This window comes from Psychrobacter sp. M13 (assembly GCF_030718935.1).
In the GTDB taxonomy this organism is placed as follows: Bacteria; Pseudomonadota; Gammaproteobacteria; order Pseudomonadales; family Moraxellaceae; genus Psychrobacter; species Psychrobacter immobilis_G.
On record NZ_CP132194.1, the window covers coordinates 751,470 to 776,998 of the forward strand.

Annotated in this window: 17 protein-coding genes and 2 tRNA genes; 6 read left to right on the plus strand and 13 right to left on the minus strand. The window is 41.4% G+C overall.

All coding sequences use genetic code 11. From position 1 onward, the window contains the following. Positions 1-138: 138 nt before the first annotated feature. Positions 139-930 carry a dienelactone hydrolase family protein gene (locus Q9G97_RS03315; RefSeq protein ID WP_305899699.1) on the minus strand — a complete coding sequence of 264 codons (792 nt, stop codon included), beginning with the start codon at positions 928-930 and terminating at the stop codon, positions 139-141. A gap of 282 nt (positions 931-1,212) precedes the next feature. Here Q9G97_RS03315 and Q9G97_RS03320 point away from each other — a divergent pair, with 282 nt between their 5' ends. Beyond that, positions 1,213-3,300, plus strand: a complete 2,088-nt coding sequence (locus Q9G97_RS03320; protein ID WP_305899700.1) for a catalase — start codon at positions 1,213-1,215, stop codon at positions 3,298-3,300. Positions 3,301-3,427: 127 nt separating this feature from the next. On the opposite strand, the gene Q9G97_RS03325 is transcribed toward Q9G97_RS03320, so the two are convergent. Both Q9G97_RS03325 and Q9G97_RS03330 read right to left on the minus strand, forming a co-directional pair. Beyond that, entirely contained in the window at positions 3,428-4,309 is an 882-nt protein-coding gene (locus Q9G97_RS03325; RefSeq protein WP_305899701.1) for a DUF3142 domain-containing protein, read from the minus strand. Between the two features lie 111 nt (positions 4,310-4,420). Beyond that, positions 4,421-6,721 (minus strand): hypothetical protein, encoded by a 2,301-nt coding sequence (locus tag Q9G97_RS03330; RefSeq protein WP_305899702.1) that lies wholly within the window; start codon positions 6,719-6,721, stop codon positions 4,421-4,423. A 307-nt stretch (positions 6,722-7,028) separates the two neighbouring features. Between Q9G97_RS03330 and Q9G97_RS03335 the strand changes: the two genes are divergently transcribed. Beyond that, entirely contained in the window at positions 7,029-7,811 is a 783-nt protein-coding gene (locus Q9G97_RS03335) for an MBL fold metallo-hydrolase (protein WP_201572277.1), read from the plus strand. A gap of 105 nt (positions 7,812-7,916) precedes the next feature. On the opposite strand, the gene Q9G97_RS03340 is transcribed toward Q9G97_RS03335, so the two are convergent. From Q9G97_RS03340 to leuS, 7 genes are all read right to left on the minus strand, one after another. After that, positions 7,917-7,992 (minus strand) — tRNA-Lys (locus tag Q9G97_RS03340). Positions 7,993-8,125: 133 nt separating this feature from the next. Next, positions 8,126-8,201: transfer RNA gene (locus Q9G97_RS03345), tRNA-Lys, on the minus strand. A 310-nt stretch (positions 8,202-8,511) separates the two neighbouring features. After that, positions 8,512-10,506, minus strand: coding sequence for a MacB family efflux pump subunit (locus Q9G97_RS03350; protein WP_305899703.1), 1,995 nt, complete (start codon positions 10,504-10,506; stop codon positions 8,512-8,514). 94 nt (positions 10,507-10,600) lie between these two features. Further along, positions 10,601-12,001 (minus strand): efflux RND transporter periplasmic adaptor subunit, encoded by a 1,401-nt coding sequence (locus Q9G97_RS03355; RefSeq protein ID WP_305899704.1) that lies wholly within the window; start codon positions 11,999-12,001, stop codon positions 10,601-10,603. Positions 12,002-12,157: 156 nt separating this feature from the next. Next, the gene (gene holA, locus Q9G97_RS03360) at positions 12,158-13,228 is read right to left on the minus strand and encodes a DNA polymerase III subunit delta (RefSeq protein WP_305899705.1); all 1,071 of its coding nucleotides are present in this window, start codon (positions 13,226-13,228) and stop codon (positions 12,158-12,160) included. A 27-nt stretch (positions 13,229-13,255) separates the two neighbouring features. Beyond that, a complete protein-coding gene (locus Q9G97_RS03365; RefSeq protein WP_201572287.1) occupies positions 13,256-13,900 on the minus strand; it encodes an LPS assembly lipoprotein LptE in 645 nt (214 codons plus the stop codon). Positions 13,901-13,943: 43 nt separating this feature from the next. Beyond that, on the minus strand, positions 13,944-16,604 hold the full coding sequence (gene leuS / locus Q9G97_RS03370) for a leucine--tRNA ligase (RefSeq protein WP_305900256.1): 2,661 nt from the start codon (positions 16,602-16,604) through the stop codon (positions 13,944-13,946). Positions 16,605-16,878: 274 nt separating this feature from the next. Between leuS and Q9G97_RS03375 the strand changes: the two genes are divergently transcribed. The 4 genes from Q9G97_RS03375 (at position 16,879) to Q9G97_RS03390 (ending at position 21,849) form a co-directional block, all read left to right on the plus strand. Further along, positions 16,879-19,791: a pentapeptide repeat-containing protein gene (locus tag Q9G97_RS03375; RefSeq protein WP_305899706.1), complete on the plus strand. Its 2,913-nt coding sequence runs from the start codon at positions 16,879-16,881 to the stop codon at positions 19,789-19,791. Further along, positions 19,788-20,153, plus strand: coding sequence for an arsenate reductase (locus tag Q9G97_RS03380; RefSeq protein WP_305899707.1), 366 nt, complete (start codon positions 19,788-19,790; stop codon positions 20,151-20,153). The genes Q9G97_RS03375 and Q9G97_RS03380 overlap by 4 nt, the downstream gene beginning before the upstream one ends. A gap of 108 nt (positions 20,154-20,261) precedes the next feature. After that, entirely contained in the window at positions 20,262-20,621 is a 360-nt protein-coding gene (locus Q9G97_RS03385) for a hypothetical protein (RefSeq protein WP_305899708.1), read from the plus strand. A 250-nt stretch (positions 20,622-20,871) separates the two neighbouring features. Continuing rightward, complete coding sequence (locus Q9G97_RS03390; RefSeq protein WP_305898307.1) at positions 20,872-21,849, plus strand: IS110 family transposase; 978 nt, start codon at positions 20,872-20,874, stop codon at positions 21,847-21,849. A 61-nt stretch (positions 21,850-21,910) separates the two neighbouring features. Here Q9G97_RS03390 and argB read toward each other — a convergent pair whose 3' ends face one another. The 3 genes from argB to dut all read right to left on the minus strand — a co-directional run bounded on the left by argB (position 21,911) and on the right by dut (position 25,498). Next, on the minus strand, positions 21,911-22,822 hold the full coding sequence (gene argB / locus Q9G97_RS03395) for an acetylglutamate kinase (protein ID WP_201572299.1): 912 nt from the start codon (positions 22,820-22,822) through the stop codon (positions 21,911-21,913). 118 nt (positions 22,823-22,940) lie between these two features. After that, the gene (locus Q9G97_RS03400; RefSeq protein WP_305899709.1) at positions 22,941-24,959 is read right to left on the minus strand and encodes a phosphomannomutase; all 2,019 of its coding nucleotides are present in this window, start codon (positions 24,957-24,959) and stop codon (positions 22,941-22,943) included. A gap of 74 nt (positions 24,960-25,033) precedes the next feature. After that, positions 25,034-25,498, minus strand: a complete 465-nt coding sequence (dut, locus tag Q9G97_RS03405) for a dUTP diphosphatase (RefSeq protein WP_305899710.1) — start codon at positions 25,496-25,498, stop codon at positions 25,034-25,036. Positions 25,499-25,529 lie beyond the last annotated feature (31 nt).

The following is a 25,529-nucleotide window of genomic DNA, read 5'->3' on the forward strand; positions in this document are numbered from 1 at the left end:
AATTGCGCCGCCTCTGGAGCACGAAGCAACCAGCAAGCGAGACAACATTTATTCCAGTCAAAGGTATTACGGGCTTTACTACTTTTATGATATATAGACGACATAAAGGATAAAATTTCTGCTTAGTCTAGGCTATATTTATTTATATTCGCTAGATAAAAAGTCCATATAGCGCTTCCATGAGCGCGTATCTGCACGCTCGTCATATCTATCACTACCGAATACCGTATAGGCGTGTCTTGCGCCACTATAAGTGACCATTTCATGAGGGACTTTTGCCGCCTCAAGTGTCTTACCAAGGGTCATAAAGCTTTCCATAGAGACAGCTTCGTCAGCAGTACCATGGAAGACTAAGATCTCGCCTTTAGTATTCTCATAGTTCTGACCCTTGGGGATATCGAAGGCGCCATGAAAAGGCACAAAGGCTTTTTGAGGAAAGCCTGCACGCGCAAGCTCTAACGCGACCGTACCACCGAAGCAGTAGCCCATTGTCACACCTTCTTGAACGTTATTACCTTGATCCTGTCCGACATTCAATGCGGCTTCAAGCAATCGACGCATTTTGGCACGATCATCATATAAAGCTCCCGTTAAGCGTTTTTTATCTTCCATTGCAGTCGGACGGACACCTGTGCCAAACATATCAGCCGCTAGCACATTGTATCCCTCTTCAGCTAGCATATCAGCGCGCTTACGTTCATAGTCAGTGACGCCATCCCAATCATGAATGAGTAATATAAAAGGCGCATTAGGCACATCAGCACGGGCGTAGTAACCTTCATAAGCTTGATTGTCTACAGTATAAGTAATGTTCTGTGTGGTAATGGCGCTCGCAGTTTGACTAACAAGTAACACCATTGCACTAATAGAGGCGCTGGCTAGCATCGATTGAGAAGGGGTTTTGGATAAACGTTGAATGAATGAAAACATAACTGACCTCACTATTTATATTAAGATAATTGGATCAAGCCGTTCTATTTAATAATGCTTTTAATATCTAAATCTACTCTAAATAATATCATAAGATAAAATACTATTGAGAATCTTTTTTATTTGTGCAAACTTTAACCAAATATCAACACGGATAGTCATGAATTTATTGAGTTTCTTGAGTAATATTATTTATCTCTTCTCTTATAGTAAACTTAAAGAATTAGAGTTAATTTAAAGTATTTCTAAAACTGAACTCATAAAATCTAGCAAGGATGGATAATGAAAAATAATATTGATCATACCGACCCAGCTCTAACCATGAATCCTGAGCGTGGCAACGGTGGTGAGACTCATCAACGTGCAGATGCTGATGGCAAAGTTCTCACTACTCAACAAGGGGTAGCTATCGCAGACAATCAAAACTCTTTGAAAGCTGGCCCGCGTGGTCCTACGCTATTAGAGGACTTTGTGTTGCGTGAAAAGATTAATCATTTCGATCATGAGCGTATTCCTGAGCGAGTGGTTCATGCTCGCGGTAGTGCAGCGCATGGCTATTTTGAGCTGACTGAATCATTGGAAGAATATACCACAGCCAAAATCTTAACTGAGACAGGCAAGCAGACGCCTCTATTTACTCGCTTTTCTACGGTCGCTGGTAATAAGGGTTCAAAAGATACCCCACGTGATGTGCGCGGTTTTGCGGTAAAAATTTATACTGAAGAGGGCAACTGGGATATCGTAGGCAATAACATGCCGATTTTCTTTATTCAAGATGCGATGAAGTTTCCAGATTTAGTTCATGCGGTAAAGCCTGAGCCGGATCGCGGTTTCCCGCAAGCGGCCTCTGCTCATGATACTTTTTGGGACTTTGTCTCATTGAGTCCCGAGACTATGCATAATTTGATTTGGCTGATGAGTGATCGCGGTCTACCGCGTAGCCTGCGCATGATGGAAGGCTTTGGTATTCATAGTTATCGTCTGCTTAATAGCGATGGTAAAAGTACCTTTGTACGTTTTCATTGGAAGCCTGTATTAGGCGTACAATCTACGACTTGGGATGAAGCGGTCAAAATATCAGGCGCAGATCCTGATTATCATCGCCGTGACTTGTATGAAGCAATCGATAACCAAGATTATCCAGAGTGGGAATTTGGGGTTCAGCTCTTCACTGAAGAAGAGGCAAATGAATTTCCCTTTGATCATTTAGATGCAACTAAGCTCATTCCAGAAGAATTAGTGCCTGTAAAGACAGTTGGTAAAATGGTATTGAACCGCAATGTAGATAATTTCTTTGCAGAAACAGAACAAGTTGCGTACTGTCTATCGCATGTGCCGCCTGGTATCGATTTCAGTAATGATCCGCTCCTACAAGGTCGTCTGTTTAGCTACTTAGACACGCAACTAAAGCGCTTGGGTTCGCCAAACTTTGCCCAGATTCCAATTAACGCGCCAAAATGTCCGTTTGCTAATAATCAACAAGACGGTCATATGCAGATGCAAGTGCCAAAGACTCGCGTGTTGTATGAGCCACAAAGCTTAGATCTAGATCGTCCACGTGAAAGTGTCAAAAAGGGCTTTGAGTCGTTTGCCGAATCTATGGATGATGGCGTCAAAGGTCGTATTCGTGCTGAGAGCTTCGCCGATCACTACAGTCAGCCACGTATGTTCTATCGTAGCCAGACGTCAGTAGGACAGGCTCACATTGCTTCAGCTTACGCGTTTGAGCTGGGTAAGGTAGATACCGCACATGTCCGTACTCGTACGCTTAGTCATCTACTTAATATAGATGAAGATTTGGCCAATCGTGTAGCCACAGCATTGGGTATGGAGTTACCTGAAGCTGCTGAATCTGCCGCACCTATTGTAGACATGGCAACTTCTAAAGCGGTGCAAACGATTGGTATTAGTCCTAAATCTTTAAAAGGTAGATTAATAGGCATTTTGGTAGCTGAAGGATCTAACCATGGTGAAGTTGAGAAGTTCGAAAAGGCAGCTATTGCTGCTGGTGCCAGCGTCAAGATTGTCGCCCCTAATAAAGAAGTGACATTGGATGATGGTACACGAATTCAAGCTGATGAACGCCTAGCAGGTGGTCCTTCGGTACTGTTTGACGCTATTGTAAGCATCATTATGCATCCACCAGCTAAAAAACTCGCCAAAGACAGTGCTGCATTAGACTGGTTTACCGATGCTTATGCTCATTGCAAAGCTATCGCTTATTGTCCTGCAACTGAAGAGCATATCTTGAGCAAATTACCCATTGAAAAAGATGCGTTTGTTACCCCGCTTGATAATGTTGATGGCTTTATTGAAAATGCCAAAACTCGTCTATGGGAGCGTGAACCAAAGGTGCGTGATTTGGCTTAAGTTTGGCCTAAATGAGCTTAATGCATAGCTAACTAAATGTTTTAATTCAAAACCAGTCATATTAATATGGCTGGTTTTTTTATGTATTGATGCTGAAATTAATTAAGTTAAAAGTTGCTGTCACGTGCTAGCGCAAAAATACCACATAACCTTTAAAGTGAGGATTGTCTTCCAAAAACGCTGTGCCTTGCCACTGACCACCCTCAATAATACCTACCTTAAAATCAAACGGCAAACTCTCTAACTTTTTTAAATATCGAGCGTAATTGGGTAAAGTTGTTGTGCCTTGATAGGTTTGTATAACTAGCTCATCGATGGCGTCACTTAGTTGAATAAATTGAGCATCGTCTGCTTGGTTTGACCAATCTAGCAATCCCGTTACACTCAATTGATACTGCGCTGGTAGCTGCTGACGAATACTCTTGAGCAGTTGTGCGTATTTATCGAGTCGATAGGTCGGAGCGTCATAGTCTATTTGAATGCCCATGACTTGATTGCCGGCCCGCTGCCATTTCTCTAAGCGCTCAACAACCTGCACCATAACTTCGTCTGACCACTCTTGACTGGTCGCCCGATAGACGAGCCAAATCTTTTTATCACTCAAAGAGCGAACGCCTAAACCTTGAGGTATCAGTGTTGCAAGTGTAGCCTGGACTCTACTTTCATTTCGATTTTCAGTCACACCTTCATTCTCAGTGTCATCAGTATCAGTATTGAAACGATAATAAGGCACGTTATGCGAACTAATTTCACCTTGTAAGAGGTATAAGGTATGAGCTTGTCTGAGTTTTGAGTCATCTTTGGGCGGTGTCCATAGCCAAAATTGCTCATAATCCTTAGGATTTATAACTTCATCGTTATTGATAGCACTGTTATTAATAGCACCATCGTTAACAAGAGTGATATCAGGAGACTGAGCGCTACTAAGACTGTTGAGACTATCAAGATGACTATCCACTACTGTTGCTTGTGCAGAGTTTTTAGACTGATGAGCTGGTAGAGAGTCCATGATTTGATGATAAATAAAAGTCGCAGCTATCAGTATAACTAAGCCAATAAAAGCTAATCTCAACCCTCTATGTTTCTGCTGATTTTTGCTCAAATCAATAATCCTTTATATCTACCAGTAATATTTTTGATTTTGCGCCCAGCTGGTATTTTTAAAGTCCGATTTTAAACGTTTGAACCAGGCTTTACGCACTGACATATCTACGTCTTCATCGCTACATTGGTTATTACCAGAACTGGCAAAACAGCCAATAGCACGATGCAGTGCATAAGCGGATAGCTCATCATCTCGATTGCTTGCAAATATAGACTTATAGATGTCCAATCGATTCAATGTTTGACCTTTAAAACGACTAGGTATATCACCCAAATAAGGATAGCGATAGTTTGAGCCGCTTTGAGCAACAGTATGGTAATCTTGGTCGTAATCCTCAAAATAGTAGGAGATACTTGTATCGTACATAAATTCAGTTAAGCATATTTGTTGTAGTCTGTCTTTTGGATTTTTGCTTAGGCGAGTAACGGTCGTAGTTAAGTCTTGGCAGATTAGATTAGGACTTATCTTTTTACCTTGCCAATTAAACTCACTGAATGAAGGTAAATGCTGCAATGTCTCATCGACGCTATCATAACCTAAATATTCTTTAGAATTTTTTGGTAGATAGTCTTTTTTATAATTTAAGAAGTCGCTATAGCGTCCATGCAGTAGCGATTTGGTCAGTAGGGCGTAGCGAGCTTCTGCACCAACAGTATCAGTGTTTGAGGAGCTATCAGCGATTTGTTTTAATAGCGCTGGATCAGCTGAATACTTTATGATACGCATTTTTAGAGTTTGAGACTTTATAGTAGCGTTATTGCCAAACAGTTTACTATAATTATTGCTTTGATCCGCTTGCAGCGCTAAAGCAAGCTCAGTTATGGTGTTTTGAAACGGTTGTTTGGGCAATTGATGCAAGCGATGCCATAGGGCGTTCGCTTCGTTTATATCTCCCATCTCCTGCAAAGCTCTTGCCTTTAATACATACTGACTAAACCTTGAATACGACATTTTGCCCGTTGGCACATCGGTTGATACATCTTTTGGCAAATGGTCCAAAGCTTGTTTTGGATTGTTTTTCTGCACAAGGTAATAGGTCGCTAGTAGATACTGATACAGATCCATACGATCTTTGAACTTGGGTTTTAACTGCTTGAGGTCGGTGAGTGTCAAAGGTTGCATAGCATTAAAAGAGCCGGTAGGTCTTAGGCGATACAAGGCAAAACTGGTGAGTAAAATAGGATCGTTAAATTTATTTATATCTAGGAGTTTATCGTAGTCAGCAAAGAAAACTCTTCGTTCAATCTCTTCTGGCAATAAGCGACTGTCAAGATTAAAAAGGGGGGAGTCTGGATGGTTAATTTGCCATTCGATCTCAGTAATTAACTTACTATCTTGTCCTGACAACCAATATAATCTGCGCTGTAAGCCGCGAGCTGAGGCAATATAGCGGCCATCTTTGAAGCGACTAAGGTAGGTGTCAATAGCCTCTTGAGTGCTTAAAAACAGTCTCGGATTAACAGTCTCGCTTTTATAGCGGTAGTCTCCCATACCATCCTGATAACTACGGTTAATACCCGTACGAATTAGCATGTAGTTAGTAGTATCGACTAGCCAAGCTAGCCCTGCATTGTTATCTGTTTCGAGATCAATTAAGGCACGGTATAAATTATCGGCACTATCAAAGTCTGATTTTTTACCTAAATAAAACAGTTGAGTTGCTAGGATATAGTCGGCGTATGGCTGAGCGTTGATAGACCATTTCAATGGAAAGGTAGGGGTGCTCTTTGTTGATGTTGTGTCTACTGATGGAGTGTCATAACCGAATGAGTCAATACATTCGCTACGAATAGCCCCGCGAAATTGTATCAGTTGCAAGCGCTCTTTAGGTGTCAGTTTAGGATCAAGTTTTAGAGCTTCTTCTAGTGCCTTTTCACCCGTATAAAAGCTATTACAATACTCGGCATAGTTACTTTTTTCGGATTGCTCCAAAAAATCTTGATTCGGGTTTTTGACTTTATTCACCGCTATCTGCTTTAAACTCTGCAAACTTAATGGAAAGTCATGACCATAATAGAGCTCTGGACCAATCGATTCAGAGATGTCAAAGTCAACCAAGCCTTTGTCAGCGAGTAATAAATACAAATTGGTTTGTGTATCATTGCCTGTATCCAAGGTCGGAAAATTGATTTGGCACTCAGCATAGCTACGATTATCCAATGAAAAATTAGAGCTACAGTAGTCACCACCACCCGCTTTTGCTTGTATAGAGATCCCCGTTAAAACAATAGTAAATACTGTTAAAAGTAATCCCTTAGCAAAAATATCTAAGAAGGGTTCTTTGGGTAATCTGACAATCTCTGCAACGGTATTCATAGACAACTCGTTTATGATGTTTTCATTAGATCCTATAAGCATAACAGGGTTCTTTATAAAAACTAAATTCTAGGGTCGTTTAATAGACCTTATAGTTTTGTAAGATAAAATAGACACAACCGTTCACTGAAAGTGAGGTGCCAACTATTTTGGGGCGCTATAATGATTACCACTATCGGCTTGTAAGCCTGTAGTTCTTTCAAGATTAGAGTTTAAGTAGCAGTCAAAGGTCATTCTTGCGCCAGTACATAAATCATTATAAATCATTATAAATCTTTAAAAGTGTCGTAGCAGATAAAGGAATGTCATGGATTTAATAGATATAGTTGCTATAGAAGGATATATTCAGACCACTTATATGGCTGTTTATGCTGATAAATTACTGTTGCTAGATTCTGGATGCAGATGCGATGTCGATAAAATATTGACTTACATCACCGATGTTTTGCAGCGTCCCATCAGCCAGCTAAAAGTGGTTATGGTCACTCATATGCATCCTGACCATGCAGGCGGTGCAGAGCTATTAAAACAAAGAACAGGGTGTCAGATCGTCACTGCAAAATCTGTACAACCTTGGTATAAAGGTATTTTGGGTCGAGTTGAACATTTGAATGATTTGGGATTGACTTATTACGTTGCTAATAGGCAAGGTAAATCGGTCACTAACGTTTGGTATAACCCTATCTTAAAAGCTGATAGTGAGGTTCAAGATGGTGACTATGTACCCTATTTTGAAGATTGGATAATCCTAGAGACACCAGGACATACTGATCGTGATTTATCCTTATGGCACCCACAGACTAAGCAAGCCTATACAGCGGATTTGATATTGGTTATCAAAGATAGATTTGTGTCCCCTTATCTTATTACTTTACCTGATGCTTATCTGGCTTCTTTAAACAAGATTAGAGCATTGCAGCCAGAGAGCTTATTACTGGCACATGACAAGAGAGCTAAAATCTACGATGAGGACTTTGATCGATTGATAGAGAAAACGCCGAACGAGCCTCGTAAAACTTCGTTAAAGAATATTCTAGGCACTGCTATTCTAAAAATTAGATTCGCACGTAAGAGAGTTGATACGCCTTAATTAGAACAATAGATAGCGAATGTTTAGACAATAAGCGAGTAGAACAATAAAAACCCCGATAACCTATAAAGGCTATCGGGGTTTTTCTAAGCTTATTACTAAATATGGTGGGCCGACCGCGACTCGAACGCGGGACCAATTGATTAAAAGTCAACTGCTCTACCAACTGAGCTATCGGCCCTGAAGAGCGTATAAAAAAAGCACTGCTTTTTTAGCTCTGCAAGAGAAAATTCTTTAAATAGAATTTTCTTACAACTAAACTCATTAAGCTAATACCGAGTAGGGCAAAATACTTAACAAGCATACTACTAAAATGGTGGGCCGACCGCGACTCGAACGCGGGACCAATTGATTAAAAGTCAACTGCTCTACCAACTGAGCTATCGGCCCTGAGAACCGTCAAGAAAACGTTCATAGAACGTTTTTAGGTTCGCAAGGGAAATCCTTTAAATAGGATTTCCAAAAGTCTTGCATTTAAAAAAAGCATTGCTTTTTTAACTCTGAAAGAATAATTCATTACAACTTAACTAATAAACGTAAGTTCTAATCCACATCGAGATAATTTCTATCCCTAAACGTGAGAGCACATTATATATAGTCTTGTGATAAATACAACCCTATAGACCCAAAAAAACGTAAATTCTATGTAAAAATTACTAAATGCTTAGTATATGCTTTTTTATATTCTGAGTTGTTTGGTTTAATCTCTTGATAAAGCCTCAACAGGATCAAGTTTGGCAGCATTACGTGCTGGCAAGAATCCAAAGATAATACCAATTAACGTCGAACAGACAAAAGCGGCAACGATAGAAGTTGTTGAATAAATAACTTGAAAGCTATCACCGCCGACTCGGTTAATCAGCTCGCCAATCGCGAAAGCTAAACCAATACCTAACAATCCTCCTAAAATACAAACTAGCACCGCTTCTATCAAGAACTGTTGCATTATATCGTTTTGACGAGCGCCAACTGCCATACGGACACCAATTTCATTGGTACGCTCAGTTACCGATACCAGCATAATGTTCATGACGCCAATACCGCCAACGATCAGGGCAATAATAGCGATCGAGGATATGAGTAGAGTTAACGCAGTCGTTGTTGACTCTATGGTCTCGCGAATAGAGTCTGAGTTACGAATACGAAAGTCATCGGTACCATGTCGGCTGATCATTAGGGTTGAGATGGCGGATTCAGCGGCAGCAGACGATATATTATTATCAATGAGCGCGACGAAGTTCTCAATATAAGTACCGCCTATCAGCCTTGACAGCATAGTAGTGTAGGGCATATAAAAGGTTGGTGTATCGGTATTTCTAAAGCCGCTATTGTTTTCTTCAAGCACACCAATAATACGTCCAGGCACACTACCGATAAGCACGACTTCACCAATAGGGTTAGGGTTGTCGGGAAAAAAAGTCTGTAGGGCATTACTATCGATAATAACGTCTTGAGTACGGCGCAAAATACTCTGCTCATCAAAACCCTGACCTTGGGCTAGGCTCTCGCCACTGACATTAAGATAGTCTTTGCCGACACCGCTGACACTAGCCGCTTCTTGTACATTACGGTAGCGTACATTCATATTGCTATCGAGCTGCGGGCTGACACTAATGACATAAGGCTGATCAGCGACCGCTTGCGCATCATCGGGTGTCAAATTATCATCACCGAAGTTTCGCCTAGGATCACCGAATGGATAACCATCGGTAACGGTAATAGTATTGGTGCCAAGTGAGCTAATATTAGATAGGATTTGCTCTTGAGAGCCTTTACCAAGCCCGACCACGGAGACCACCGAAGCAATACCAATGATAATACCTAGCATGGTCAAAAGCGTACGCATCTTATGTGCGCGCATGGCGAGTAGTGACATCTTAAAAGCTTCAAATAGGCGATCAATAAAGCTGCCAAACGCACTTTTTCGATGCTGATCAAGAATCGGCTCGGGCTGAGCATTTATCGGATTGTAGTGCTCGGTCTTATAATCCGCAATCTTGTACCCATCTTTGAGTTCAATGACGCGTTCGGCTTGTTCAGCTAGGTTTGGATCATGAGTAACCATGATAATCGTATGACCTTGAGCCTTTAGATCATGCAAAATTTGCATCACATCATCACCAGACTTACTATCGAGCGCACCCGTTGGCTCATCAGCTAGAATGATATCGCCACCGTTCATCAAGGCCCGCGCAATAGAAACCCGTTGCTGCTGACCACCTGAGAGCTGATTAGGGCGATTACGAATTTTGTCTGCTAGTCCCAAATCTGAAAGCAGTTTCTCGGCGCGATCATTGCGAGCTTGCCCATCCATTCCTGCATAAACGGCAGGCACAGAGACATTGTCTTGCGCGCTGATATCGCCTAGTAGATGATAGCGCTGAAAAATAAAGCCAAAGTGCTCGCGACGTAGTTTTGCAAGCTCATCGGCATCAAGCTTGCTCACTGATTTACCAAAAATTTTATACTCGCCTGCGCTTGCCTGATCTAAGCAGCCCAAAATATTCATTAAAGTAGACTTGCCAGAGCCTGATTGACCGATGATAGCGACCATTTCACCTTGATTAATGGTCAAATCGATGTCGTGTAGCACGCGAATAGTCTGTTCGCCCGCTTTAAACTCTTTGATCAGTCCCTTTACTTGCATCAAAGGAGTACCTGCTGCGGTATTTACAATAGAGGGTTTGGTATCCATCTGCGCGTTTGCCTATATCAGTCTATCGGTCAAAATTATAAAAATTTTGAATCTATGCATCTCTACGTCTACAAATTATCATTAAAGCCTTTGATTAAAAGGGACGCCCACCACCACCACCTCTACTACTACCTTCTGCGCTCGCTTCGCTTAGAATGACTTCATCACCCTCGCTTAAGCCACTTAAAATTTGTACATTGACGCGATTATTGATACCTGTTGTAACAGGTTGATTGACGATTTCACCATCAGCCTTTAATACTCTTACCGTAGCAGTGGCTGCATTGTTTTTGACATTTTTTGGAGTGCTTTTTGTATCAGTTTTTGAGTTGTCAGGGGTATCCGCTTTATCAATACTAGTATTAGTATTACGAGTTGAACCATTAGGTTTGCTGGCTTGCAGGGCGGCTGATGGAATCAATAAAGCATTTTTTGCCTCATTGATAATGATATAAACTTGCGCGGTCATATCGATACGGAAACGACGATCCGTATTAGGTACTTCGATATAGCCGACATAGTAGATAGCAGAATCAGTAGAGCTAGTATCGCTGATGGTTTCAGGGGCGGGCTCGATAGCTTTTAGGACAGAATCGAACTTCTGATCAGGATTACCGATGATATTAAAATAAACAGGCATATTGGCTTGTACGTTAATGACGTCTGCTTCAGAGATTTGCGCGTTGATTCTAACAGTCGATAAATCCGCTAAAGTGACGATAGTTGGCGCAGTTTGATTAGCGTTGACTGTGGTGCCTTGTTCGGTCGTCACTGATACTACAGTACCTGACATTGGCGCGCGAATAGTGGTGTAGCTTAGGTCTTCTTTTGCTGTGCTGACGTTGGTCTCAGACTTTCGTAGTGCCGCTTGTTGACTATTGACGTTAGCATTCGCAGTGGCAATAGCGGCCCTAGCTGTATCAATAGCAGCGCGAGCACTAGCGACGGCTGCCTGTGCCGTTTCAACTTTTGTCGCTTGGGTGTCATACTCTTGCTTTGAGATAGCGTCGATTGCGACCAATCCTTGTAGACGATCGAAGTCTGTTAGAGCTTGTCTTAGCTCTGATTGACGGCTAATAAGATCAGCTTGTGCGCTCTTTAGACTAGCTTGACGGCTAAGCACTTCTGCTTGTGCGCTTTGAATAGCGGCAACACTTTGCTCTAAAGTGGCCTGCTCATTACTTAGAGTGTTATTTTGGGTGACTTGATCGATTTGCGCAATTAAGTCTCCTTGCTGCACCTCATCACCCACCTCAACATAAAGCCGAGTCACTTCACCTGAGACTTGAGCACCAACATCAACGGTGTTTAACGCTTTGACTTTACCTGATGCCATAACATTGTTTTCGATATCACCGATTTCGACCATTGCGGTAATATAGTTGGGAGTAATCTCTTTGGGTTTAAAGGTTCTGTAGGCTAATATTGCTAAAGCTATTACCACTAAGGCGATAACGCCCCATTTGATAGCGGATTTTTTATTCATTTTGCGCATCACAACAATCCAGTCACAGTTAAATCAAGTCTAACTATGATAGAGCGTTCAAGTCAAAAAGGGAATGGCAATTAGTTTGCGAAAGGTTAAGAGGGAAAAAATAAATCTTTTGAGGTTTACTAAGAGGTCGCTCTGAATTAATATCTCAAAAAGCTATCAAACTGGAAATAAGCGCTTTCCCGACAGCTCAAGAGCAGCTTGCAATAACAACTCCCATGCAGGCTGGCGAATTAATCCTTTAATAGCTTGGTCGCAGCGGTAAAGCAGATTAGGCCATTGGGCCGTTTGAGCGGTAGATTGGCGACGGCAAGCTTGGCTGTACTGGCCTTGCTTACTGCGCCAAATACCTAATCCTTGCGCATCTTGACCATCCATTAACGCCATAACCAGCCGCATATCTTTGGCTATTGCCCATAGCACTAGAGTGGTTGGTTCATCGGTGGCTTTTAATTGAAATATAATCTTGGCAACTTGCTGACTGTTACCTGCGAGCATCGCATCGGATAAATCAAAAACACTAAACTGCGCATCACTGACTAAAGCCGCTTGCAGGTCAGTAATATCTAAAGCGACTTCTTTGACAGTAGCGTTTTCATTTTTATCATTTGGCTGCTCACAGTTAAGGGCCGCGAGCTGCGGCGCAAATAGATAGGAGAGCCGCCATAGAGTTTGATAAGCGCTAAGCAGGTGGTGCTCAGTATGTGACATTAGTAGCTGCCAAGCATCCAGCGATAGACGCAGACCAAATTGCTGCGCCTGTACTTGTAGCAATTGCTGGCGCTGACGCTCATCGTATAAGTTACAATCAATGATATGCCCATACTGAGTAAAGAGCGCAAACCATTTGCTGGATTGGCTACGTTTATCTTGCTTTGGCGTGAGCCACAATAGACTGTGACTATGTGCCCCTGTTTGTGCGTCTACAGCAAAACGTTCAAGCTCAGCAATGATGGCTTTGTCAGGCTTATGATTACCCGTAACGATTAGAGCACTGGCATCATCGAACAAGGATTGGCTACTAAGCTCAGATAGGACTTCTTGCCAAGTCTTTATCGATATCAGCTCAATACGTTTGATGGCGTAGTTTTGCGCGCGCCAATGCGGTCGCATGCCATCAATCAACCACTGTTGTAATAGTGGCTCATCACCATGCGCCAGCCACAGTCCCGCTATTGCAATATTGGGTTGCAGTAGTTTGGGATAAGCTTGATTAAAGGACTCTTGCATATTAAATAGTATTAACTTTAAAGGATATTAATTTTCTAATAAAGGCGATGAGGTACTATTAGGGTTAACTTTTGGCAAGCCTATCGCGACATATTGATCAGTAATACGACGGGCTAAGCTGTCGTATAGCCAATCACGAACCTGATCACCTTGTTGATCATCAGTGTTCACTGAGGCTTCGTTATACTGATAGCTACGCTCAACTTGAATAGGATTGGTCAAAGTGACAGGCTGACCATTTTGCACCGTTGTATAGGTCACATCAGCGGACAACACCAGACGAATCTCTGTCAATACCCCAACCAGCTCATAATTTCTAAAACGCACGTTGCTAATATTAATAGTAGCAATCGGCTCAGCGGTAGTATTATTAACACTGCTGTTGGCCGCGCTTTCAATCATGCTAATACCGTCAACTACATCGACGCCTAGAGCTTGCAAGCGCCGAGTCAAAGGCAATTTGAGCGGGAATGAGATACGATTGTCCTCAATAAGAATAGCAGTCTTAGCCACATCAAACTGCATCGGAGCATCATATCCGCGTAGATGGAAGCCGCAACCTGTGAGCAAACCAGCTGAGCCTAACACGGTGAGCAATGGCAAACTTGCAACTATTGCCGTAGCTAACTTATTGACCACTGGTGAGCGTTGATGCTTTGGGTAAGATGTCATAACCGCTATCCTTATTTTATAAAAGCGTTAATACTAAAAGGGCTTAGCCCACTACTACGATATTAACGAGCTTATTGGGTACGACGATCTCTTTTTTAATCTCGCCTGTAAGAAACTTAGCCACGCTATCTAAGCTGCGAGCTTGTGCTTTGAGCTGCTCAGGATCGCTATTAGGCGCGACCTCCATTTTGCCGCGCATCTTACCGTTCACTTGTACGATCATAGTGATGCTATCTTGAACTAAAGCGCTGGTATCAACACTTGGATAACTGAGTGCTTGAGTATCAAGCCCTAATGCTTCAAGCAAATGCTCGCCGACGTGAGGCGCGTATACTGACAGCATAATTAATAGATCAACGAGCGCTTCGTGCTGCACTTGTAGGTCTTGATTGCTAGCAGCACTAAAGCTGGCCAGCTCATTAGCTAATTCCATTAAGCTTGAGACAGGCGTGTTTAACGCCAAACGCTCGCCTAAGTCATTATCAATCTTGGCGATAGTCTCATGAGTCTTACGACGCAAATCTTTACCCGCTTTGCTCAAGTCAGTAGTATCAAGTGGCGTACTGTTAATAGCAGTAAGAGAAAAACTAGCATCGCTCAAAGCCTGCATATGCTCAGTTGCAATTCGCCAAACTTTTTTGACAAAGTTATAAGGCCCTTTTAGTGCATCATCTGACCATTCAAGCGTTTGATCAGCAGGAGCTGTAAATAAAGTATAAAGACGAACGGTATCGGCACCATATTGATCGATCGTGGTTTGTGGATCGACACCGTTGTTCTTCGACTTTGACATTTTCTCAATTTTGCCGATAGTGACAGGTTGCCCATCCGCCTTTAATAAGGCTTTGATTGGCTGACCACGCTCGTTATAGTCGATATCAACATCATCTGCAAAGTAATAAGTGGTACTACCATCGCTATTGACACGATAAAAAGTGCCCGCTAAGACCATGCCCTGAGTCATCAAGTTCTTAAACGGTTCATCGCCTGATACTAAGTCTTCATCGCGCATCAGCTTATGGAAGAAACGCGCATAGAGCAGATGCATAACCGCGTGCTCAACACCACCAACATACTGATCGACAGGTAGCCATTTATTGGCAGCCGCTTTATTGACCATATTTTGGTTGTCTTGCGGGCTGGCAAAGCGGGCGTAATACCAGCTCGATTCTACAAAAGTATCAAAGGTATCAGTCTCGCGCTCAGCCGCGTTACCACACTTAGGACAGCTGGTATTGACAAATGCTGGCATGTTTTTGAGAGGATTACCACGACCATCAGGAACGACATCAGTCGGTAGCACTACAGGCAGATCTTGCTCTTCAACGGGTACTGTGCCGCAATGCTCACAGTTAACCATAGGAATAGGGCAGCCCCAATAGCGCTGGCGCGAGACGCCCCAATCACGCAGGCGATATTGAATCTTTTTATTACCCAGTTCTAATGGCTCAAGCTTTGCGAGCATTGCTGCAAACGATTGCTCAAAGTCCATCCCATCAAATTCACCTGAATTGATTAAGGTGTTGCGCTCGGTATAGGCGAGGTTTGGCTCAGATCCATCAGCGGCGGCTTGTGCAGTTACGGTTTCAACGTAATCTGCTGGCATATCGATGACTTGTTTAATAGGCAGATTATATTTAACCGCAAACTCATAATCACGCTCATCATGCGCAGGCACTGCCATTACCGCACCTGAACCATAGCTCATCAGCACGTAGTTGGCGACCCAAACGGCGACCTTTTCGCCCGTTAAAGGATGCGTCACTTTAAGACCTGTATCCATGCCAATTTTTTCAGCTTTAGCCAAGTCGGCTTCTGCAACTGAGCCTTTTTTGCACAAGGCACAAAATTGTGCGATGACGTCATCATGCTCAGCAGCATACTGCGCTAATGGATGCTCAGCAGCGACCGCCACATAAGTCACGCCCATCAAAGTATCAGGACGAGTCGTAAACACATCTAAGGTATTGTCTTGACCTTCGAGATCATAAGGGAAATGTACTTCCATCCCCGCGCTACGACCGATCCAATTGCGCTGCATGGTCAACACTTCTGAGGGCCAGTGACCCTCTAGCTGATCCAAATCGTCCAATAGCTCATCAGCATAGTCAGTAATGTTGAAGTAGTACATCGGAATATCGCGCTTCTCGACGGGCGCGCCACTACGCCAGCCTTTACCATCGATGACTTGTTCGTTAGCCAATACCGTATTGTCAACAGGATCCCAGTTGACAGTAGCGAGCTTTTTATAGACTAAGCCTTTTTTGTACAATTGTAGAAACAGCCATTGCTCCCACTGATAGTAATCAGGATTACAAGTGGCCAGCTCGCGTGACCAATCAACGGATAAGCCTAATAGCTTTAATTGTGCGCGCATGTTATCAATATTGGCATAAGTCCAAGCTGCAGGGGACATCTGATGGGCAATGGCTGCATTTTCAGCAGGCAGGCCAAAGCCATCCCAACCCATGGGTTGCATGACTTCAAAGCCCTTAAGGCGGTAATAACGGCTCAGAACGTCAGAGATAGTATAGTTACGCACATGACCCATATGCAGCTTGCCACTTGGATAGGGGAACATCGATAGCATATAGCGGCTTGGCTTATCGCTTGGCTCATTGCCGACTTCGTAACGCTTATCGCTTGCCCATTTGGCTTGTTGCGCGGCTTCGATGAGTTGTGGCTGATATAGGCTGTTGTCCATAACATGATCAATAGCATGGTCATTATCAATAGCGTTGATAGGATTATTAGTAGAATGGTCAGATGTTACAGTGCGGTTCATAGTTGGCTCAAGAGTAAAGGTTTTAATAAGAAAAGTGGAATAATTTAGATAGGGTAGAATAGCTTAAATTGGACAAAATTGCGATGGGATAGAGTAATAATCAAGCGTATTAAATTGATAACTGTTATATTTAAAAATATAAATTAATAGTCAAACGTAATCGAGTTTTATCTAATATTTGAGTAAATACACTATGAGTGAAATTATTATAAGTAAACCTGTCAGTGTGCTTAACCGCAACGTCAAATTTGATTTAAAAGACTTTTTTGTTCAAGCATCTAAGACAGCGGTTCAAGCTACTGCTCAAGGAGTAACTGGAAACGTAATAGGTAGTGCTGCAACTATCGTAAAGGGTTTATTTGATATATCTAAGACTACAGAGCTTGAGCTAAAGGTTGAAGAGTTAGCTTGGTTACTCCTTGTCCGCTCCTTAACACATGCTATTAGCGAAATTTTAAATAGTAACCAAGATTTATTCAGTAGTGAATTTAGCGAAGAGGCAATAGAAAATATTGCAACTAAGATAGAAGCTAAAATCAACGAATCAGAAGTTATTATAGACAATGAATTTTTTAACGCGCCTCGTAGTTTAGCTTTATTAGATGAGTTGGCGTTTGTTTTAATAGAATGGCTACAGCAATTAGGTCTTGACAAGTATCAAGCAAGGGCAACTTATAGCCGTCTCAAAAGTCAATTTGCTTTCTCACTTGATAAAGAGTGGGCAACAAATACTTCTCAATATATTTTAATTATAGACCAGTTAAGTACACCTTTTACTAAAGCTACCGCTACACAAAGAAGTATCATGCAGTATCGATCATGGCTACAACAACAAGTTAACGAGCGCATGTTTGATGAAGCGTTCGGATTAAAACAAATATATGTTCCTTTAAGGGCTTACTATATGGAACCAAAGGAGCAGGATGAAAATGCAATTGCTCAAAATCTGATAGAACCTATAGACATTAGTACTACTAGAAGCATGAATAAAATCGTATGTGATTTAGAAAATGAAATTCAGAAATGGCTGAGTGAATACAATGAGCATGATACGTTAAGAGTTATAAGTGGAGGTCCTGGTTCTGGGAAGTCCTCTTTTGCTAAGATATTAGCTGCAAATCTATCTGCACAGTCAGATATACCTATATTATTTATTCCTCTACATCATTTTTATCTGAGCGACTATCTATTAGAAGCTATTAAGAAGTTCATTGATAATCAGTTAATACTTTCTCAAACCGATATGACTGAAGAGAAAAACTTACTACTTATCTTCGACGGTCTAGATGAGTTATCTATGCAAAGTGGTGCTAATGTAACAGAGGCATCAAATAGATTTATTACTGAGGTGCAAGACGCCTTAAGAGACAGAAAGAATGTCCGTTGGAAAGCAATTATTACAGGTCGTGAATTGTCTATTCAGTCTCAACAACACAAGCTTAAAAAACCAAAAACAGTCTACTATCTATTGCCTTATTATATTGATGAAGAAAAAAGAGAAGGTTTCAGTGATTCTAATGGATTATTAATGAACGACCAACGTAGTGAGTGGTGGCAAAAACTAGCTAAGTTGAAAGGTCTCAAATTCAATGATCTACCAAAAGAATTAGCTACTAAACATTTAGAGCCTATTACTACTGAACCATTACTCAACTACCTTGTATCACTGAGTTACTTGAAAGAAGGTGGTATTGTATTTTCAGAAGATACTAATTTGAATGAAATATATGCTGACCTACTAAATTCTGTACATGAACGCAAATATACAGATAGTGGTATACACAAGAGTGTAGACAGTATAAATAAGAAAAAATTCATACGTATTTTACAGGAAATTGCCCTAACAGTCTGGCATGAGAATGGGCGAACGGCTAGTGTTAGTCAAATTACTGAACAATGTAAAAAGGCTAACATTGATAGCTATTTCAAAGAGTTTACTAAAGATGCAGAGTCAGGAGTTATACGCCTATTAATGGCATTTTATTTCAGAAAGTTTGATGGCAACAATAGTGATGAAACATTTGAGTTTACCCATAAAAGTTTTGGTGAGTATTTAACAGCAAAGCGAATAATGCTTGAACTGTCTAAGATGCTGCATGAAGTAGAGCGTTTTAAAGAAGAGGCTGATTCGGGATGGACTCTGGAGTATGCATTCGAGAAATGGATAAGAGTATGTGGACCTCAAAGAATTGACACGTATTTAAGTGAGTTTTTAGCTGGTGAAATTCAAATACTAGCTAGTAGTAGATCTGGTTTATCTATAATAAACCAATACCAAAAACTATTAATTGAGCTTATACAAATGGCAGCAAACGGTCAGTCACCAATTAAAAAATTAGGACTAAATGACTTTTCTGATGATATGAAATTTAGTCAAAATTCTGAAGTAGCATTACTAGAATTACATTCTTTATTTGCTATTAAGACTGGAAAAACAATAAAAGATGTTGGTAAGGAGTATAGAGAAAACTTTGATACTTGGCTAAAAAGGTTAGACTATAGAATAAGAGCAAAATTAAACCATCTAGATCTAAGTCAATGTAATATTCATGGAAGTTTTTTAAACTGTGATTTTAGATCAAGTATATTGGATGATAGTCAGATACTTTTCAGTAATTTTTTTGATTCAGATTTTAGAAATGCTAGCTTTAAAAATGCGGTCTTATACGAAACTGGTTTCGATAAAGTAATATTTGATGAAACTATACTTATAAACACTAGGTTTATAAGTATTAGTTTTAAAGGTTCGAGGATTGAAGAAGTAGACCTAAGCAAAGCTGTTATTAGGGGATGTAATTTCACACAAGTAAATGCTAAAAAAGCTAAATTTAATAGTCTAAAATCAGTTGATGATGATTTCGTAAATTTTTCAAAAAATAATTTTAATAAAGCAAATCTTGAATATGCTGAATTCAAAAATACTGATTTTAGAAATGTAGATTTTTCACATGCTAACATTACAGGTACTAACTTTACTGACGCTAACCTTGAAAATGCTAATTTTGAAGGTACAAACTATGAAAAAGCGATTTTTACTGGAGCAAACCTGAAAGGTACGATTTTAGAAAATATTTATCCATCAACAGAAGAAGAGACAGACGAATGACAATCACTATCTACGGTATAAAATCATGCGACACTATGAAAAAGGCTTTTGCTAAACTGGATAGCTTAAATATTGAGTATGTTTTTCACGATTATAAGAAAGAGGGTATCGATAAGCAAAGCGTTCAGCGCTGGGTTGATAGTCTGGGTATTGATAAAGTGTTGAATAAGCGCGGAACCACGTGGCGTAAATTGAGCGATGAGCAAAAGCAAGCCGCTGATGCTGATGTCAATAAAGCTATCGAGTTACTCATTGCTAATAGCAGTATGATCAAGCGACCAATAGTAGAAGGTAGCTATAGAGATGAGCCAATCATACTCTGTGGTTTTGATGAAGCTGCCCTTAATGAAATTTTTAGTTAATTACATTAACTTTTCATAAACCTATATTTTATTTGGTGTATTCTAAGTTATATCGTTTAATAACATGTATTTTATTGCCAATTTAGAATCAACCAAAAGGATTAAGCTATGAAAAAAATACTGTTAATCGCAGCGTTAGCTACGGCACCTTTACTGACTATGACTGCCCAAGCAGCAGACACCGCTACCAAAATTACCTTTGCTAAAGACAGCTATTGCGGTAGCTTTTCAGGCAATATCAAAAACGGTAAAGAGTTTCGCTTATGGCTAATGCCTGAGCAAAACTTAGTCATCCGTAACGTCGGTGATGATCAGATCAATGTCGCTTATGTGACAGGACCTAACGGTCGCTTGACAGGGGATCGCTACGACAATGAGACCTCGTATTTTACTGAGCGCAAAGGTAACCATAAAATGAAAGTCTATGGCAACAGTAGTCATAGCTCCGTTGAGTTCTGTGCTTATTGAGCTCTTATACTCTATTCTTAATTCATATCATTTTTAGTGTAGGCTAGGTTTTTAACCCAGCCTTGTATGATAAAAAGTGCCACTATTAGCGTACACTAATGGAGGCACTGTCGGCATAGAGTTGAACCCAGCCTTAGGTTTAAAACCTGTAACGTAGATAAAGCCTATGCCGACAATCCATAACACACATCTCGAATGGTATCCTAGGCACACAGTCGTGTAGCCCGAATCTACAAGGTTTAAGAGTACTATGGATCATACTTATTATATTGGCATTGACATCTCATGCAAGAGCTTTGATGCCGCTTTATACATCGACAACACCCACTATCAACATTTAAGCTTTGATAACACTGCCCAAGGCTTTGATTCGCTACTATCGTGGCTCGACAAAGCGCCCTCAGATTTGCGCTTTCTGATGGAAGCGACTAACGTTTATTGGGAACCACTGGCATATTACCTAAACGCTAAAGGTATTACCGTTAGTGTGATCAACCCTAAATGCATTAAAGGCTATGCGAGCAGTCTTAACATTCGTAGCAAGAGTGACATCGTTGATGCTAAGCTTATTGCTCGCTATTGTGCCAAAGAGCAGCCACAAGCGTGGCTACCCCCTAAAGAAGCAGAGCGAGGCTTGCTGCTAAAGCTACGTCAGCTTGAGCATTTAAAGTGCCAGCATCAATCTGAACAGGTGCGTAAAACTATGCTTAGAGACTGTGATGCTATAGCATCCTGTCAGCGAACACTTGACTTTCTAGCATCTGAAATCACTTTGATTCAAGCGACTATAGATGAGCTTATTGCCTCTGATGAGACGCTCAAACGTAATGCCAAGCTTCTAGCCTCTATACCCGCTGTTGGCAGGCTCACTGTGCCTTGGCTACTTGCCTATCTAGGCGATGGGTCTAAGTTCAAAAAGGCAAAACAAGCGACAAGCTTTGCAGGTCTCACTCCTATGATTCATCAGTCAGGAACCTCTGTTGAAAAGAAGCCTCGTATCTCTAAGATTGGTCATTCCGAAATTAGAAAGGTGCTGTATATGCCTGCTATGGGGTTCGCATTTGGCAAGTATAAAAATGGTGCTTATCAAAGCTTTGTCACTCGCTTAAACAGTCATGGCAAACCTAAGATGGTGGTGATCGTCGCTTTGATGCGAAAGATTCTATCCATCGCTCAAGCGGTTCTCAAAAACCAACAGCCTTTTAATGCTGCTTTACATAAAAATTGAGCTTTTAAGCTTGCTTTTTCTCATGGTATCTACAAAAGCGAAGCTTGGGACTATTTATACATTAGCTCATCGCTGAATCTATATCACGACTGATTAGTGTACCGACGCCTTCATTGGTAAAGATTTCAAGCAAGGTGGCATGGGGTACACGACCATCAACGATAACCGCGCTTCTGACACCGCTACGTACCGCATCTAGCGCGCATTGTATCTTAGGTATCATTCCGCCTGATATCGTACCATCCTCGATAAGCGCGTCCACTTTTTGTGGGGTTAGACCTGTAACTACTTCGCCATCATGGCCTAGAACACCCTTGATATTGGTCAATAACATCAGCTTTTCAGCTTGCAAAAATTCGGCAACTTTACCCGCGACTAAATCTGCATTAATATTATAAGTATTACCCTCGCCATCGACACCAAGCGGTGCAATAACAGGGATAAAGTTTGAGGAAATTAGCATGTTAATGACATCTTTATTGACACTGACCACATCACCAACGTAGCCTAAATCGACAGATACCGCTATACCATCGTCACCAATCTTTTGCATAGCCATTTTTTTGGCTTGGATTAAGTTGGCATCTTTACCTGTTAGGCCGATAGCCTGTCCACCGTGCTTATTAATTAAGCTGACAATGGATTTATTGACGCCACCACCCAGTACCATTTCGACGATATCCATCGTACTTTTATCAGTGACCCGCATGCCATCGATACGTTTGGAGGTACGCCCCAGCTCTTTTAATAAATTATCAACTTGTGGGCCACCGCCATGAACAACGACAGGATGTAGGCCGACGGTTTTGAGTAGCACAATATCACGGGCAAACGAGCTTTCAAGCTCTGGATCAGTCATCGCATTGCCGCCGTACTTGACGACGATTAATTTACCCACAAAGCGCTGAATGTAAGGTAAGGCGGTAGTGAGTACTTCAGCGGTGATCTTGGCATCGTCTAGATTAAGCGACATTATCTACTCCTAACATAGGGTTATCAGTTCAAAAGTTATTTTAAAAGGGTGAGGTTTAGCTATTTTGAAATAGTACAGAGATTTTAATAATATAAATTTTTTTATGGTATAGGAGCTATCAGCTAAATTGTTCGGGTTGAATATTCGCCATTTGCTCAGCCACATTCCTATCGAATAGTCGGCATATTGCGACAAAACGCGCTTGTATCGCTCGCATCTCGTTGAGATTATCTCCAGCAAAACGTACGGTAAGACAGTTACTGGTATTAGAGCGTCGTACTACTCCAAAACCATGGGCAAAGTCTAAACGAACACCATCTATTGAAGACAAGTTTGTCTCTGGTAGAAATAATTGCTGTGCGACTTTTTTGGTCTTGAGCATAGGCGGCTTGGCGTCAAAACAACTACAGGATACTGACTCTATAAATACCGCCTTTTGTGTCGAGATATCATTGGCCGTACTATCGTTAACCAAGCGTTGTAAGTAGCGACAGTACTCAACCAAATGCTCAATAAAGGTACAGCTAGTGGCATCATTCTGAGCCAAAAAAGTTTCATTTAAAGGTAAGTAATAATCGGCACTGCTGACGGCGATAGGTAACTTTTGCGTAATATCAGTCAGCTGGTAGGGTGGTATAGCCTCTCTAGGTTCGCCCCATACATCTGTTTTGCGAGAACTTTTAAGAGTATTACTACTGGTGCTGTCGTCAATGCGTAATACAGATGCTTCAAGATTAGGGGCAGTATTAGCCAGCCAATATAATAGCCGCAATCCTGCATAGATCGCATCATCATAAGCTATAAAGTAACCGTCATTAAATATAAAATGACCCGATAGCTCGCCTGCAAATATAGGTGGCTCAGAGGTGTGCAGCTGTTGGCGTAATAAACTACTACCTGTTCTGGTCATGATAGGCGTAGCACCAAGGGTGCTCAAAAGCTTCGGTAGATGGTGTGAGCACTTTATATCGAATAGCACGGTAGGCGCTGACGCTAGTTCAGCTGTACTAGCAGATCGTTCAGTAATCGCAACTTGTGCTAATAAATAGAGTAGATGATCTGCGACAATCACTTTACCGCTATTGTCAACGACCATGAGCCTGTCACCATCACCGTCAAAAGCCAGACCTACATCAGCGTTGCTAACGATGACCGCTTGTTGTAGTTCAGCTAAACGATTAGGCTCAGTAGGATCAGGGTTACCTGTAGGGAAGCTACCATCAGGGACACTATTGAGCATAATAACCCGCTGACAAAACTGCTCGAATAATGACTGAGCGATAATACTAGTCGCGCCATTCATACAGTCTATAACTACTGTAAAATCAAGCTTAGAGTCATGAGCATATCTATTTTTACTGGCAAAATTGATATCGATAAAGCTTTGCGCTATAGCATCGCTATAGCTGCTAGCAATAAGCTTGGCTGGCAAGTTAATAATGTCTGTTTGCTCAATGCTATGTTGCTCAATACTATTTTGTGTAGAACTGCTGTGTTTAGTACAGCTTTGCTTAGTGCCGTGCAGCTCAGTGCTGTGACATACTTTATTTGTTTTAAAATAGTCGTTTAGGTCAGAGTTATAATTAAAGTTTTGCAATTGGCGGTTTAAGTCGTTGCTTGGGCAAGTTTTATGCTTGGAGTTATAGTGACTTAGCTGATAATTATTTAGATGATAATGACTGAGCTGCTGATACAAGGTTTGAATCTCTAAACCACTCGGTGAGGTATTATTCAGTAGCCACTTAATGCCTAGGATATTTTTTTCTGAATGGCTGGCTGTGACCATGATGCCATGACCGTCGTACTGCTGCGCCCAAAATGCCATCATCGGCGTGGTCACCAATCCCAGACTGACAACAATAAGACCTCTTTTATGTAGAATATCGATCAGCGTTTTTGCAATAACATCGCTACCAAAGCGCACATCATAGCCAATGACGACGGTCTTAGCTGGTTGAATGATAGAGCGCTCTAATAGCTGGCGGCTTTGATTGTAATAGCTTTGAGAGTGATATAGATTTGCAAAGACCTCACCTAATACGGCTATAAAATCAATGGTAAAGTACTCGCGCGCGCCGCGAATGTCGTAAGCACGAAACAAGGACTGCTGTGCAATAAAAGCAGGGGTTATTATCATTTTCTTACTCCCATATTCTTATTGCAATCTATAACATTTTTAAGTGCTTAACCTTATATACCAGACAAAAGTGATTATTGACGGCCTGAGTGACCAAAACCGCCAGCACCGCGCGCGCTGGTATCGCTAAACTCATCAACTACCTCAAAATCAGGACGGGCAACAGGTACGACAATATATTGTGCCATGCGATCGGCAGGGTTTAGCACAAAATCATCTGGACTACGATTCCATATACTGACCATCAGCTCGCCTTGATAATCAGCGTCAATCAGTCCAACGAGATTGCCTAATACGATACCATGTTTATGACCAAGTCCTGAGCGTGGCAAAATCATACCTGCATAATTAGGATCAGCAATATAAACCGCTAGGCCAGTACTGATGAGATGGGTCGTACCTGCTTTAATGGTCAAAGGCTCATCGATACAAGCCCGCAGATCAATACCCGCTGAGCCATCAGTAGCTCGAGTAGGCAAAGAGAACGCTGAATCTTTTAATAGTTTAGGATTTAATACTTTAACTTGTACTGCTTGCATAACATACTCACTTTATTAATTTAATTATATA

Bases quoted from the DNA above. Each gene is read 5' to 3' on its own strand.
- Q9G97_RS03355 (WP_305899704.1), bottom strand. From the start codon at position 12,001: ATGCGCAAAATGAATAAAAAATCCGCTATCAAATGGGGCGTTATCGCC.
- Q9G97_RS03385 (WP_305899708.1), top strand. From the start codon at position 20,262: ATGAAAAAAATACTGTTAATCGCAGCGTTAGCTACGGCACCTTTACTG.
- Q9G97_RS03390 (WP_305898307.1), top strand. From the start codon at position 20,872: ATGGATCATACTTATTATATTGGCATTGACATCTCATGCAAGAGCTTT.
- leuS (WP_305900256.1), bottom strand. From the start codon at position 16,604: ATGGACAACAGCCTATATCAGCCACAACTCATCGAAGCCGCGCAACAA.
- Q9G97_RS03330 (WP_305899702.1), bottom strand. From the start codon at position 6,721: ATGAATACCGTTGCAGAGATTGTCAGATTACCCAAAGAACCCTTCTTA.
- Q9G97_RS03400 (WP_305899709.1), bottom strand. From the start codon at position 24,959: ATGATAATAACCCCTGCTTTTATTGCACAGCAGTCCTTGTTTCGTGCT.
- holA (WP_305899705.1), bottom strand. From the start codon at position 13,228: ATGCAAGAGTCCTTTAATCAAGCTTATCCCAAACTACTGCAACCCAAT.
- argB (WP_201572299.1), bottom strand. From the start codon at position 22,822: ATGTCGCTTAATCTAGACGATGCCAAGATCACCGCTGAAGTACTCACT.
- Q9G97_RS03380 (WP_305899707.1), top strand. From the start codon at position 19,788: ATGACAATCACTATCTACGGTATAAAATCATGCGACACTATGAAAAAG.
- Q9G97_RS03320 (WP_305899700.1), top strand. From the start codon at position 1,213: ATGAAAAATAATATTGATCATACCGACCCAGCTCTAACCATGAATCCT.
- Q9G97_RS03315 (WP_305899699.1), bottom strand. From the start codon at position 930: ATGTTTTCATTCATTCAACGTTTATCCAAAACCCCTTCTCAATCGATG.
- Q9G97_RS03365 (WP_201572287.1), bottom strand. From the start codon at position 13,900: ATGACATCTTACCCAAAGCATCAACGCTCACCAGTGGTCAATAAGTTA.
- Q9G97_RS03325 (WP_305899701.1), bottom strand. From the start codon at position 4,309: ATGGACTCTCTACCAGCTCATCAGTCTAAAAACTCTGCACAAGCAACA.
- dut (WP_305899710.1), bottom strand. From the start codon at position 25,498: ATGCAAGCAGTACAAGTTAAAGTATTAAATCCTAAACTATTAAAAGAT.
- Q9G97_RS03335 (WP_201572277.1), top strand. From the start codon at position 7,029: ATGGATTTAATAGATATAGTTGCTATAGAAGGATATATTCAGACCACT.
- Q9G97_RS03375 (WP_305899706.1), top strand. From the start codon at position 16,879: ATGAGTGAAATTATTATAAGTAAACCTGTCAGTGTGCTTAACCGCAAC.
- Q9G97_RS03350 (WP_305899703.1), bottom strand. From the start codon at position 10,506: ATGGATACCAAACCCTCTATTGTAAATACCGCAGCAGGTACTCCTTTG.